This is a genomic window from Pacificispira sp. HM-600, assembly GCF_977993705.1.
In genome coordinates this window covers 1056890-1069523 of sequence record NZ_OZ388079.1, presented here as the reverse complement: position 1 = coordinate 1069523, position 12634 = coordinate 1056890, and the positions used below count along the sequence as shown (strand labels likewise).

11 protein-coding genes are annotated in these 12634 nt (G+C 62.2%); 6 read left to right on the top strand and 5 right to left on the bottom strand.

The features are described 5' to 3' along the window. Window positions 1-126: 126 nt before the first annotated feature. Together ACXZ1E_RS04995 and ACXZ1E_RS04990 are read left to right on the top strand one after the other, a co-directional pair. The gene (locus tag ACXZ1E_RS04995) at window positions 127-2025 is read left to right on the top strand and encodes an McrB family protein (RefSeq protein ID WP_458042313.1); all 1899 of its coding nucleotides are present in this window, start codon (window positions 127-129) and stop codon (window positions 2023-2025) included. A 9-nt stretch (window positions 2026-2034) separates the two neighbouring features. Continuing rightward, a complete protein-coding gene (locus ACXZ1E_RS04990; protein WP_458042312.1) occupies window positions 2035-3228 on the top strand; it encodes an McrC family protein in 1194 nt (397 codons plus the stop codon). Between the two features lie 193 nt (window positions 3229-3421). On the opposite strand, the gene ACXZ1E_RS04985 is transcribed toward ACXZ1E_RS04990, so the two are convergent. Further along, window positions 3422-4669: an EcsC family protein gene (locus tag ACXZ1E_RS04985; RefSeq protein WP_458042311.1), complete on the bottom strand. Its 1248-nt coding sequence runs from the start codon at window positions 4667-4669 to the stop codon at window positions 3422-3424. Between the two features lie 381 nt (window positions 4670-5050). Between ACXZ1E_RS04985 and ACXZ1E_RS04980 the strand changes: the two genes are divergently transcribed. Continuing rightward, entirely contained in the window at window positions 5051-6679 is a 1629-nt protein-coding gene (locus ACXZ1E_RS04980) for a DUF6119 family protein (protein ID WP_458042310.1), read from the top strand. 256 nt (window positions 6680-6935) lie between these two features. Here ACXZ1E_RS04980 and ACXZ1E_RS04975 read toward each other — a convergent pair whose 3' ends face one another. After that, a complete protein-coding gene (locus ACXZ1E_RS04975) occupies window positions 6936-7115 on the bottom strand; it encodes a DNA-binding protein (protein WP_458042309.1) in 180 nt (59 codons plus the stop codon). Between the two features lie 119 nt (window positions 7116-7234). On the opposite strand from ACXZ1E_RS04975, the gene ACXZ1E_RS04970 reads away from it, so the two are divergent. Beyond that, window positions 7235-7879 carry a hypothetical protein gene (locus tag ACXZ1E_RS04970; protein WP_458042308.1) on the top strand — a complete coding sequence of 215 codons (645 nt, stop codon included), beginning with the start codon at window positions 7235-7237 and terminating at the stop codon, window positions 7877-7879. Between the two features lie 82 nt (window positions 7880-7961). Here ACXZ1E_RS04970 and ACXZ1E_RS04965 read toward each other — a convergent pair whose 3' ends face one another. Together ACXZ1E_RS04965 and ACXZ1E_RS04960 are read right to left on the bottom strand one after the other, a co-directional pair. Then, entirely contained in the window at window positions 7962-8351 is a 390-nt protein-coding gene (locus ACXZ1E_RS04965) for a hypothetical protein (protein ID WP_458042307.1), read from the bottom strand. Window positions 8352-8641: 290 nt separating this feature from the next. Beyond that, the gene (locus ACXZ1E_RS04960) at window positions 8642-9496 is read right to left on the bottom strand and encodes a hypothetical protein (protein WP_458042306.1); all 855 of its coding nucleotides are present in this window, start codon (window positions 9494-9496) and stop codon (window positions 8642-8644) included. A gap of 81 nt (window positions 9497-9577) precedes the next feature. On the opposite strand from ACXZ1E_RS04960, the gene ACXZ1E_RS04955 reads away from it, so the two are divergent. After that, window positions 9578-10384 (top strand): nuclease-related domain-containing protein, encoded by an 807-nt coding sequence (locus ACXZ1E_RS04955; protein WP_458042305.1) that lies wholly within the window; start codon window positions 9578-9580, stop codon window positions 10382-10384. Window positions 10385-10535: 151 nt separating this feature from the next. On the opposite strand, the gene ACXZ1E_RS04950 is transcribed toward ACXZ1E_RS04955, so the two are convergent. Next, window positions 10536-11111, bottom strand: a complete 576-nt coding sequence (locus ACXZ1E_RS04950; RefSeq protein WP_458042304.1) for a helix-turn-helix domain-containing protein — start codon at window positions 11109-11111, stop codon at window positions 10536-10538. A gap of 249 nt (window positions 11112-11360) precedes the next feature. Between ACXZ1E_RS04950 and ACXZ1E_RS04945 the strand changes: the two genes are divergently transcribed. Further along, window positions 11361-12599, top strand: coding sequence for a Fic family protein (locus ACXZ1E_RS04945; protein WP_458042303.1), 1239 nt, complete (start codon window positions 11361-11363; stop codon window positions 12597-12599). The last annotated feature ends 35 nt before the right edge of the window (window positions 12600-12634 follow it).

Genomic DNA, 12634 nt, shown 5'->3' with positions numbered 1-12634 from the left:
CCGACCGCGAAGGGACGCTCGCGTGGCGAGTCGGACTGGCGCTGGGCAAGTGCCTACCTGGTCTCTGCCGGGTGGCTTCGCAAGATGCCAAACGGATCCGGACAGTGGGCGGTGACGCGGGACGGTGTGGATGCTCTCGCTGAGTTCCCCGGCGACCAACTCTTTCTTGAGGCTACGCGTCGCTACGCGGCAAGTCGTTATGAACTGCAGTCAAGCATCGAGGAAGCGCTCCCCATCGCCTGGGTGTCGGGAGACTCGTCGCAGCGAAAGCTCCTCGAAGCGGCGCGCGTCTGGGTTGACGAGAGCCTGCGGAATGGCGAGTCGGCCTTCAGCCCGGGCAGGGCGGTGTGGGGGGCGAATACCGTCTCTGAACTCCACGAACTTTGGTCGGCCTCGGAGAAGACTGACGGCAAGAACTTTGTAGAGAACGTCGCAATTCAGCTGGCGAATGCCTCAGATGACGTGAAGCTGTTGATGGCAGAGGTCATCGCCATGCAGGTTCTCCCTATCGCGAACGTGATGGGGCACGCGAAAAAGACGGAGAAGGTCCAGTCGGTTCTCGATGAGATGGCGCATCCCGTATCTATTCCGAGAATCTTCGACGAGGCATTCGCAGGCGGGGCATTCAATCCGGGTACCGGGATGATGTCCAACATCAACAACGCGATCAACATCATCGTCAACTTGGCTAAGGCGTGGGTTGATCTAGACACCGAGCAGCAAGAAGTTGTGCTGGGCGAACCTACGTCGTGGCGCGAATTCGTTCTCTCCATCGACGGTGATGGATTTCCCACGCAGAGATACTCGCTGATGTATCTCGTGCATCCCGGGTTCTTCGGCCCGATCGTGTCGAGCGAACATCGCTCACGGATCCGTGAGGCTTTCATTGGCGAGATCGGAGGGACCCCGTCGACTGACGCAGACGATGACCTTCGACGTATCGTGATCGCGCTCCAGAAGAAAACAGGCAAGGCCGTGAACTTCTACGATCAGCCGTTGCGTGCCACCTGGGATCCCCAAGAGATAACCCCGACAGTGCTGGTCAAGCCAGTCGATGACGACAACGGCGAAGAGATCATTCATGATCCCCGCGGCTTCACGCCGGCCGATGTCGACACCGCATCACTCAGCCACAACCTCAAGCTCGACGAAGACTGGATCGAGCGGGTGCTCGCCGCATTGCACCGGCGTGGTCAGATCATCCTCTACGGCCCTCCCGGCACAGGAAAGACCTTCGTTGCGAAAGCGCTGACTGGCGCCATCACCGCGAAGCCTGAAGCGGCGCGCCGGATCCAGTTCCACCCGTCGTATACCTATGAGGACTTCTTTGCGGGATACCGGCCCCGTGAGAAGAATGGCCAATTGGTGTTCGAGCTTACGAAGGGACCTCTCCGGCGGATCGCAGATGATGCCCGCAAGGATCCCGAGGTCGCGCACGTCCTGCTGATCGACGAAATCAACCGAGCGAACCTCTCGAAGGTTTTCGGCGAGCTGTACTACCTGCTTGAGTATCGTGACGAGCCGATCGATCTGCTGTACGCAGGATCAGGCGATGACGGGGGTGACACTTTTTCCCTCCCGCCTAACGTTCTGATCATCGGGACGATGAACACCGCTGATCGGTCTATCGCGCTTCTTGACTCGGCGATGCGTAGGCGATTCTCCTTCTTCGAGCTTCATCCGGACGTACCACCCGTCGCCGGCATCGTGGAACGTTGGGTCAACAGCCACCCGCAGGATTTCCCCGTCGCCGCGATCTTCGCGGAACTCAACTCGCGTATTCGCGAGCGGGAGGACCGTATCGGGCCGAGCCACCTCCTGCGCGAGGAGAATCTGACTGAAGCCGACCTTGCCGCCATCTGGACCGAGAGCCTGCTACCGCTGCTCGAGGAGCGACATCTCGGGACCGCGGTGGATGTTTCGTCGACGTTTGCGCTGACGTCGCTCTTGAAGAGCGTGACGACAATCAATGAGGCGACAGTGACTACGCTCCAGGATCAGCCCGACCCCGCGAGCGACAACTAAGGTCCGGGCGTGCGCCGCGAGATTGTCGTGATGGAGAAGGGCGAGACTCTTGTCGACCTGACCTTCGCTCAGGCCATCGAACTTCAGGGCCTGCGCGTTTGTCGAGTTCTGCCCACCGCCACCGCCGGGCAATGGCGCGTCACGGACGTCTCACGGGTAGGAGTTGTGGCGCTGACAGATGTGGCGATCGTGATCAAGCCCAAGACGCCGGTGCGCAGCATCATCCACATGGCATCGCTGGGAGCGATGCAGCTCTCGATCGATGAAGGGGAAGTTTCGCACGGAGCAGATTCGCCGCTCCCCTCGGCGCTGGCCGATGCGCTTGTTCATTCGATTGACGTCGTGACGAGGCGAGGCCTACTTAAGGGCTACCAGTCGGTTCAGGAGTCGGCGTCCGTCGTTCGAGGGCGCTGGGACATCGCTCGTCAGCTTGCCGTACGTCCGGGCATCCCGCTGCCAATCGAGATCGACTACGACGATTTCACCGAGGACATCAGTGAGAACCGCATCTTGTACTCGGCACTTCGTCGGCTTCGCGACGTTCCAGATCTCACAACCGCGACGAGGCGTCGGCTAAATGACCTATTGATTCGGTTCTCAGAGGTGACGGGGCTCCCGCGCGGGATGCGACTGCCTGACATCATCACAACCAGGCTGAATGCCCACTACTCGCCGGCCCTTCAAATCGCTCGCGTAGTTCTGGATGCTGTCGCCTGGACGCACAGCGACGGACACCTGCGCGGTGGAACCTTCCTCGTCAACATGGCGTTGGTGTTCGAGCGGTACGTAGCGCATATCTTGCAGGTCGAACTCGCCGATGCTGGCTACGGCGTGGAAGCGCAGGATCAGCAGTGGCGCCTCGACACCGGGAAACACGTCGTACTCCGCCCCGACATTGTTATCTCGCGTGCAGGGCCGCCCGTCACCGTTGCAGACACGAAGTACAAGGTGTTCGCCGATGCCGCCGGTTCGCCGCCGAATGGAGACGTCTACCAGGCGCTTGCATACGCTCTCGCGCTGGGAGTTAAGGATGCGCATCTCCTCTACGTTTCGGGCGACGCGACCCCGCGGCGGTTCGACATACCGAGCGTTGGTGTCCGGGTCCACGCGCATGCCGTGGACCTCGATGGGCCCGCGAGCGAGGTCGACGCGAGCGTTCGCGCGTTGGCAGTCAGGCTCGTGGGTGGCGGGCTCTCGTTCTAATGGCCGGCTCGGGCCCTGCTGGCTCGCGGTATTCTCCGGGTAGACAGCGACCATCAAGCTCGGCGACGAGCTCCGTGTCCGGCTCAAGGAACAACCCCCCGTGCGCATATGACTGACGCCTGCTTCAAGTTGCACGCTCGCAGCAAGCGCGGCGCTGAGCGTTGCGCTTGCGGGGTGCTTGGCGCTCTGGCGATCAGACGAGGGGCGTGGGCTCAGAACTCGATCGCGTCGCATTGCCGCCGCGAAGATCTGGACCACCGGCCACGGCTAGGTCCTCGAGCACACTGACGGAGTCATCGTCCTCATCAGTGCTCGCATCATCCACGACGCGCAGGTCGACGACCATATCGTCCAGCAGATGCGGGTATTTCTCAACGAGGAAGCGACGTCGGTAGGCTGCATCGGCCGCATCGATAATTCCCTCAAGCGTCGCCCAGTTGAACGTTCCGCCGATCAAGATCCCGACGACGGGCACGAACTTGCCAAGGCTTTTCTTGGTCAGTCGCACACCGAAGGCTTTCGCGAATTGATTGGACACATTGGAGACGACGCTCTTGTTGAGAACCTCCCAGGTTTTCCCGCGCACGAGAGCTTGCGTAAGCCTGGAGAGATCAGCGAACGCGGCCGTCTTCGCAGTTGCGGAGATGGCGGAGCCCGCGTTCACCACGGAGAGCGCGAAAATCTTCTCCTCGGGATCCTCGGGATCGTAACCGTAGAGCAGTGCGACATGTCCGACGGCCCGCGTGGCTAGCGTAAGCACTGCGGTCGCGTCGACGGCAACGGCGCCGACAACCACTCCCACGGACGGTGCTGCGGCGACGCCAGCCGACGCGATGGTCGCGATCTGACCCCCGGAGATGACAATTCCGGTTCCTGCGCCGGAGAGCGCTGCGAGTCCCGGGTAATAAAGCTGGCTGCCGCGGCGGCCAACCTTGTCAACCTGCTTAAGGTCGAGTCGTCGCACGTCTGGAAGGTCCTCAACTTCATGACCCTTCTTTCGGTGCAGGTCCACAACTCGCTTAGCGGAAAGCCCGGCGCGCGATGCACGGGCAGCGGTTGTCTTCGCGGAGTCGAGCGCGGCGCCGGCCCACTCGCCTACGCCATCCGGAATCGCATCGCCGATCTTGCCCGCCACCTCGCCGACTGCCTTCGCGCCCTTCGCTGCAGCGCTCTTCCCGCGAGCAATCGCGCTCCCCGCTGCTGGGTGATCGTCGAGGTAGCTGTTTGCGCGGGAACCGACCGCGACGGCGCCCTTCACGATCTTGTCGTTGGCATCTCGAAACGACGCTGAAAGCGGCTTGCCCTTGTGATGCTTGAGCTTCGTCCAAGCATCGATCTCGTACTTCGATGGTCCTGATTCCGCCACACGAGACAGCGTATCGGGCAGATCAGAAATGTCGCCGAGCGCGCTATCGACTAACGATCGAAGCGAACTGGTCACCCTGAGGCGGCGGGGTCAGATGTTGACGCGGCGGGTTGTATGCCGGACGGACCCGGCGGCGCCACCAGAACATCGTGGTCACGGTCGCGCGGACAGAGGAGGCGGTAGCGCAGGTTGGCGACGATGGCGCGCGGGACGACCGAGTTCACGATTCAGGACGTGGTGTGCGCTGTGCATGCCGAGCCGCGGCACGCAGCGCGAGAGCGGGAACCGCGGGCATCCGCGCCATCGCCCACTCCAGGCTCGTCGCTTTCGCGCGGCGAACTCTCGCTCTTCTGCCGCAGGAGTACCTGACTATTGATCTGGTTTGGCTGAGGGGGTGGGCCTCGTCGGGGCATCACATTCGGCATACTGGCTTTGAGCTACGACTACGGGGGCAACGTGACTACACGATCAATGTCGATCTATGCCTTGAAGCCGGGGATAGCCGTAGAAGAGTCTCTGCGAGCCGACCATGATTACATCGAGACCGAGAAGCACTCGAGTTCGATTCCTGATCTCCGTGTATTCATCAAGCGTGGCAAGCAGGACGCACCATGGTGGAAACAATATTTGTCCCTCGACGAGGAACTTCTCCAGGGGTCGAACTCCGCAGCTGCGTTCGTTCCGTCGGGCAAGCGAATCATGGTGCTGACCTTCGGTTCGGGTCAATTCTTGTTGCGAGACGATGCGTTTGAGCATGATTTCGGAACGCGTGTCGTTCTCAACGCCGTGGACCCGCGCAAGCTGAAGAGCACGGAGACTCTCGATCCAGACTCCTCGCAGAGGCGTCGGACCCAGATACCTTACGACGGGGATCTGGCCCTCCTGAGCTTCGCGGGAGATGCCTCCGTGCTCAAGAGCCTCACCGGTAAGGCACGCCCAAGATTCAATGACCTAGTTCGGAGTGTGACCGGAGCGAGCAGCCTTCGTGTCACCACTCCGGCGCAGCCGAAGGATCTCAAGCGACTCTTGTCGCGTCTGCGCAAACTGTATAAGTCTGACGCGTTCTTGAAGACTTTCCCCGACGTGGCTCAGATTCGCCCGATTACGGATCCGCAGGTCATTGAGTCGCTCGATCAGCAGCTCGCGTCGGCAATCTTTGACGTATCCGCACCGGTGGTGCTGACGGTTCCAGATATTTTGGACTACAAGGATGAGACGTTCGTCCAGTTTTCTGGGCGGGGGAGCAGTCCCGTTTTCGACGACGTCTACGTGAAGCACTACCGGGAGTACCTCGAAGCGCACGATGTGGACCAGGGCTCCTTCAGCGTGGACGTTCTCAAGCACGACTATTTGGTGCTGCTAGATGGAAGCCACGCACAGCGTCAACGATGGTCGATCTATAAGTCGCTTGTGTTCGAGGTAACGGATGACCCGGCCTACACCTATCACTTCAGCGATGGACTATGGTTCAAGGTCTCCACAGATCTCATTATTTCATTGCGCAAAGACATCGATCCGTTCTGGATAGATGCCAACTTGCCCGACCATCAGTGGACGTCCGAGGGCGAGTACAACGAAAAGGTTAGCGATCGGATCAAAGCCGTATGTCTTGACCGCACGAATGTGAGCCCCAGGGGCCAAACCGCGGTCGAACCGTGCGACATCCTGCGAGTAGACGGTGACATGCTGGAGCTGGTACACGTCAAGATCGGTACTAGTTCGGCCAATCTGAGCCACCTCTTCAATCAGGCGGCGAACTCGGCAGAGCTACTGCGGACTGCGGAGCAAGCCCGTCAGAAGCTGCAGAGGCTTGTGGAGAAAAGGTCGGACGCCAATACGGCCGCGAGCGTATCGAAAGCTGTGAAGGAAGATCGGTTCTCGGTGGGCATCGCAATCGTGAGTCACAAGAGAACTCCTGAGAAAAAGTCGGACAACCTGCCGATCTTTTCGAGAATCTCTCTCCGGCGAGCGCTACGCGCTCTTCAGGCGATGCGGGTCCCGGTCACGATTCAGATGGTCCCGGACGCGACTGACCGGAGCGGGAAGAAGAAGCCGCGAAAGCCGCGAACGCCGACTTTCTCCTGAAGCGGTGTCACCACCGCGCAGGAGACGCTGGCTAGCAGTCGCCCGAAGGTTCGCGCCGTTTTGAAACGACGTGTTTCCAAGTCGCAGGGGAGTCCCTTCGCCGGTGCTGACGTCGGTTCGTTCGTCGCGGCCGTCACCCAGCGGCGTTAGCGGGCCTTCCCGGAACCGTCTACTGGCCGACTCGGGTTCTCCACCTGAGGCTGCCCGAATGCGGATACCCGTTGCGTCGGGGGCATACGCCCTTCGTAGCGGTCCGTCAGCTGTTGATCCCGAACACACGGAGCAGCGGAACGCGTGGGATCATCCGGCGCGGACCGAGCTGGACCGTGGGGATGGTCCCGTTTTCGATACCGAGCTTGATCGTGCGGTAGTCGACGCCGACCAGCTTGGCGGCATCCTTCATCGTCAGAGCGAGGTGCTCCGGTGAGTGGTTCATGTCCGTTCCCTTCGTTGAGCCAGCAGTGTCAATCTTCATTCGTCGCAAAGTAGCACACCTGTGAGCCAACATCGACACTCTTCTTCGCAAATTCGCGTCGACCTGGAATAGTGGGCTGTATGGCAGACGTCAAGGCATATGACATCAGCGATGAACGCATCGATCTCGGGAGCCGCGTAACGCTACCGAAGTCCTGGCATGCGCGTGTGTCGGGGGAGCAGGACGTGCCCGGCACGATCACCGTGCGCGTGGAGTGGGATGCTGCGCTCGGCCGCACCGCCGTCGCGTCCGCCGCGCTCGAGCGCGAAGGGGAAGGCGTCGACATCACCAGCCAAATGCTCCGCGAAGTGCGCACCCACTGGATCATGACGACGTCGGCTTTCCAAGTCGTCACAGTCGGTGTCGACGGGATGGATGACGGGGATGGCGACCGTATCCGGGCGTGGGAGTTTCTCAGCCGCGTGCAGGCGTATGAGGAACGCGAACCCACCGAGTCGCTGCACGCGGCGATCGCCGTGTATCGCGTAGCGACAGCACTCAGTTACCCGCCGCTCAAGCTCGTCGCGGACACCCTGAAGATCAGCCAGAGCACGGCGACGCGCCTCATGAGTCGCGCACGTGATGAGGGGCTCGCGCCGGAAGTGCGGATCCAGGAGCCTCGGCGGGCGCCGGCTGTTGACCCGTACAACCCCGGCCGGCCGTACGACCCTGCGGCGCCGCACTACGGGCCTGGTGGGTCTGGCGGTCCGTCGATCGGGCGGTGACGATCGCCGTGGGCGCGACGTTCGGTTCCGACTTGCTGAGTTGAGCGTTGAGGGGATCCGCGCGGTCGATGGACCCGCGCAATCAGTTGGACTCCAACGACTTGCCTTGGCGAAAAGCTCGTACTCGAGCCTCACGCGCCTCGGCTGCTGCACGGCGGCCGATGATTCCCTCCGCAATCTCGGTGGCGACGACCGCGAGTACGCCAGCAATCGCTCCGACCACAAACGGCGCCACCCCCGTCTCGGCTAGGTCGAAGCCCGTCGAAAACCAGACGGGAATCGCGATCGCGTATGCAACGACCAGAGCGCCGACAGGCGCGCCAATTCGCCAGCGGCGCGCAGCCCTCTGATCGGCGGCGTTCCAGCCATTGAGCTCCCGCGCAAGTTCTGTGATTACGACGCCGAGGCGTGCGCGCTCGCCTGACTCGGGGACAAGCGCGTAGGTCTCCCCGAGCCGTCGAATGCGCGCCAACAGGCGTCTTTCTCTAGTCCAGCGGGGCCCCGCCCAACCTACGACTGCAGTGAGCGCAAGGGCGATCGCGCTAAGCACGGATCCGAGTTCAATCGTCACAAGGAAGACGTTAGCCGTCGGTACGACATCTTTATGTGCCGGTACTCGCGGATGGCGGGCAGTATGCCCAGGTCACTACATTCGCCCTAATTCGTGGCCGACGAGCTCTGACTTTCCCATGCCGACGCGCTGCGGATACGCCGCTTACGTTTGATGTGTAGATCGGGATCCCTTCGGGGCGCCGCCATGCTTTACGGGTGCGACCCGGGGCGTGTGGCTTGCTCGAGCGCTCGCAGGGCGTCTCGCGCGGTCAGGGTGGTTGTCGTTGTGAATAGTCGGAGCGATGCGATCCTGACTGGTCCTCCACCTTCTGCCTCCGCGATTTCTTGGTTCTTCATGATGGAGAAAGAGAAGTGGGTGAGGTCGCTGAGGAAGCGCCAGACGACATGCGGCAAGCTGTTCTCGCCGTAGACGCCGGTGAGGGGAGTAGCGGTCTGCACTTGCTGTTGCGTCGCACGAACATCAAGTCCTATCGCGCTGGCCGCGCTGTCGAGGTAATTCGTGGCGAGGGGGCCCTGGGTTTTCATGGCCGCGGCGAGTTGGTCAAACATTTCTGGGGGAACGGGCATGGAGTCTTCGCGTGACGCGGCGAGGCGCTTGTTGTTGGCGACGAACTGACCGACGTCGCGACGAAGTAGCCGAATGAACCGTTCTAGCCGGACCAGACGGTCTTCCGGGCCGAGTAGCCAGGTCAGGGCCGCGCTGTTCTCGACGGCCCCCCGCATCGTGGGATAGAGCAGAACGAAGTCCAGAGTCAGCTGACCCGGGTCGGCCTCGAGCGTCGAACTGTGAAGCTCGAACAAGTACCTCGCTGCGGTCGCGGCCCGTTCCTGGATGTACTGAGTCAGCACCAGACTGCCGCCCTCTTCACGGGCTGTGCGCTGATCGGTGCCAAGCGGACTCGTGGGTGGGACCTCCGCTCTGGCCAGACGATCTAGGTCTACCGCGATGTCTTTCATCGTTGCGAAGTACCGAGCGAGTGAGTCGGCATGCATCTGCGTGGGGTCTCCCACGAGAGTGGAGGCATCCGTCGCGTCAACGTCCATGAGCGAAGGTTAGCCGCGGTCGGACAGCTGTGAGGGGTGGCCTGACCTGAGGTTGATCGCGCCCGCTGCTAGCGTCGAGCCGTGACGCTCGAGCCGGGGCAAGACGAGAAGCGGATGCGGTTGCGGTACGCCGGAACATGCCGACTCTGCGGCGCGACGCTGTCGACGGGAACCGACGCAATCTACGGGCGTCACTCAAAGACAGTGCGTTGCGTGACCTGCGAGCCAGAGCCCGCCGCGGTGAGCGAAGGTGTTGCCGGAGCATCCGCGCGCCGTGAGCATGCACGCCGAAGGGACGCCCGAGAGCAACGCATCCGCACCAATCATCCGAAGCTTGGGGGACTCATCCTTGCGCTTTCCGACGACCCCCAAAGCACAAGGGCGTGGCAAGGTGGTGCGATCGGAGAGGAGATCCTCGCCGAGAAACTCAAAGAATTGCCTGACTCTGCTCGGGTGCTTCACGATCGCCGCATTCCTGGCACGCGCGCGAACATCGATCACATCGTCGTGACCCCGGCCGGGGTATGGGTGATCGACGCGAAGCGATACAAGGGGCAGCGTCCCGCCCTGCGAGTGGAGGGCGGACTGATCCGACCACGGGCCGAGACGTTGCGCCTTAATGGGCGCGACAAGACCAAACTCGTCGACGGAGTGCGCTCGCAGGTCGAAAGGGTGTCCGCCGCGCTGCCCGATACCGACGTACAGGTGAGAGGTGCGCTCTGCTTCGTTGAAGCAGACTGGCCGCTCATCGGCGGAGCATTCACCGTGAACGAAATCGACGTGCTGTGGCCGAAACTGCTGCTCAAGCGCCTGACCGAAGGTACAGAGGCAGTCACCGACATCCACGCCATTCACGCGCGCTTAGCGGCGGCATTCCCGCCCGCCTGATCCCGGGTGTGTGCTCAGTGTGCGCAGCGAAGCGCCAGCGCGGCACCTTCGACAAGGCGAATGGCCGCGTCCCGGATGGCTGCCTGCAGCGCGGTAATCAAATCTCGAAGGCCGCCGATTATGTCATCGCGGTCCAGCGACGTAGACATTCTCAGAGGCTCGCGAACGTGTCACGCCAAACGAGAACGCCTCGCCGCGCAAACTCGTCGGGCACCACGGATAGGGGAGGCGTGGGGTCAGCGCGGTCGATGTCGAGAGTCCGTGGGGTGGTGAGATATCGCCCGGGTGCACTCACCCAGTCCGGCGCCGGTAGCCCTGCCTGGTGGAGACGCCACGCAACGAGTCCGGCGATCGCGGCATCCCATGCTGCGTCCCGCGTGGACTCCGGCTCGGCGAGTCCGAGCACTCCGCGCACGAGACCTTGCTCGGCGACGAGGTTGTCGTTGAGTTGAATCAGCGCACGAAGAGCGCGGTCTTTGTCCTTCGCGCGGAGCCGTTCGCGAATCTCGACAGCAACTGTCGCGGCATCGTCCCGTCGGGTCGGTGCCGCGTACAGACGGTGCCCGGCGCCAGCGAGCAGTCGTTCAACGGTGCTGAACTCGGTCTCGCGTCCACGTTCGGACCGCGACACTCGGCTTTGGTCGAGGTGAGCGCGCTCAGCGAGTTGCTGCTGGGTGAGCCGATGACTCTTGCGAGCAGCTCGAATCAGTGTCGAAGCGGTAGTCACGTGAGCACCCCCTCCGCAGATTATGACCTGAAAGTCATATTATACTCCCGATCATCCGTTCTCGCCGGTGTACTTCGAGGAGCGCACCGAACTCCCTTAGAACGGAGGTTCAGCCATGGTTAGCATTCTGCTTAGCGGAGTGAAAGGTTGGCTGTGGCCGGGCGCTGATCGGTGTGGCGACGGTCGTAGTCGTGAGCAAGAACCATCTTTACTAACATTTATCACGCTATATGTTGGTAATGTGGGTTGATGGCCACACCTACCGACAATGTCGTCCCAATTGATGCGGTCACGTTTGAGACGTTCAACTGGAGGCCGCGCGCGCCCGCAATGCACTCGCGAGCCGAGGTGGAGCGACAGACCGGACCATACGATGCAGCGGTCACGCCGCGCATAAGCGCCTGGTCGCCGCTCATCTCGAGCGAGGATTCGGCAAACGTCGAGGATGCGACTCGGCAGCTGGTCGAGTTCGACCGGCACGCGCAGCGGAAGCTGGGTATCGGCAATCCCGCCCTCGGCCCGATGACCGCGATCCTGCTGCGCACGGAGTCTGCCTCGAGCTCGCAGATCGAGCAGCTGACGACCTCTGCTAAACAGCTCGCCCTCGCCGAGATCGACGAGGGAGACAAGGCGAACGCGCTCACCGTCGTTGGCAACGTCCGCGCCATGGAAGCCGCTTTAGAGCTGGCAGATGACATCAACGAGGACTCCATCCTCGCGATGCACAAGGCCCTGATGCTCCACGAGACGGGCTTCCCTCCCGAGGACGCGGGCCGATTCCGCGCCGAGCAGGTCTGGATCGGACGGGGTGACGCCGGCCCTCGCCTCGCCGGCTTCGTCGCACCGCATCATGACCGCATTCCCGGTGCAGTCGAGGACCTGGTCCACTTTGTGAAGCGTCAAGACGTACTTGTGCTTGTGCAGGTCGCTGTGGCGCACGCACAGTTCGAGACGATCCACCCGTTCCCGGATGGGAATGGTCGAACCGGCCGTGCGCTCGCGCAGTCGATTCTGCGGAACAAGGGTCTGGTGCGGTCGACGGCTGTGCCGATCTCGGCTGGCCTCCTCGTTGACGTACGCCGCTACTTCGACGCCCTCAACTCGTTCCGTGACGGTGACGCCGGTCCGATTATCCGCGACTTCGCCAACGCGAGCAGGATTGCGGCAACGACGGGCACACACCTCGTCGACGATCTCGTCGATCAGCTCGACGAATCCCGCGCGAAGATGGCGGGCATCCGCGCGGACGCCGCGGCGTGGAAGATCCTGCCCAACCTAGTCGGCCAGCCCGCCGTGAATCTCAAGTACCTCACCAACAGGCTTGGCCTGGGTGAAATGGCCGCGCTTCGCGCGCTCGATTCGCTCACTGAGCGGGAGGTGCTCACCGAGACCACGGGGAAGAGCCGCGGCCGCGTCTGGCAGCATCGAGGCATCTTCGATGCCCTGGACTCCTATGCATCGGTGATTCGCCGGATGTCGGCACGCTGACGCGCGGACATCGTGCATCGGTCCCGTAATCCGAA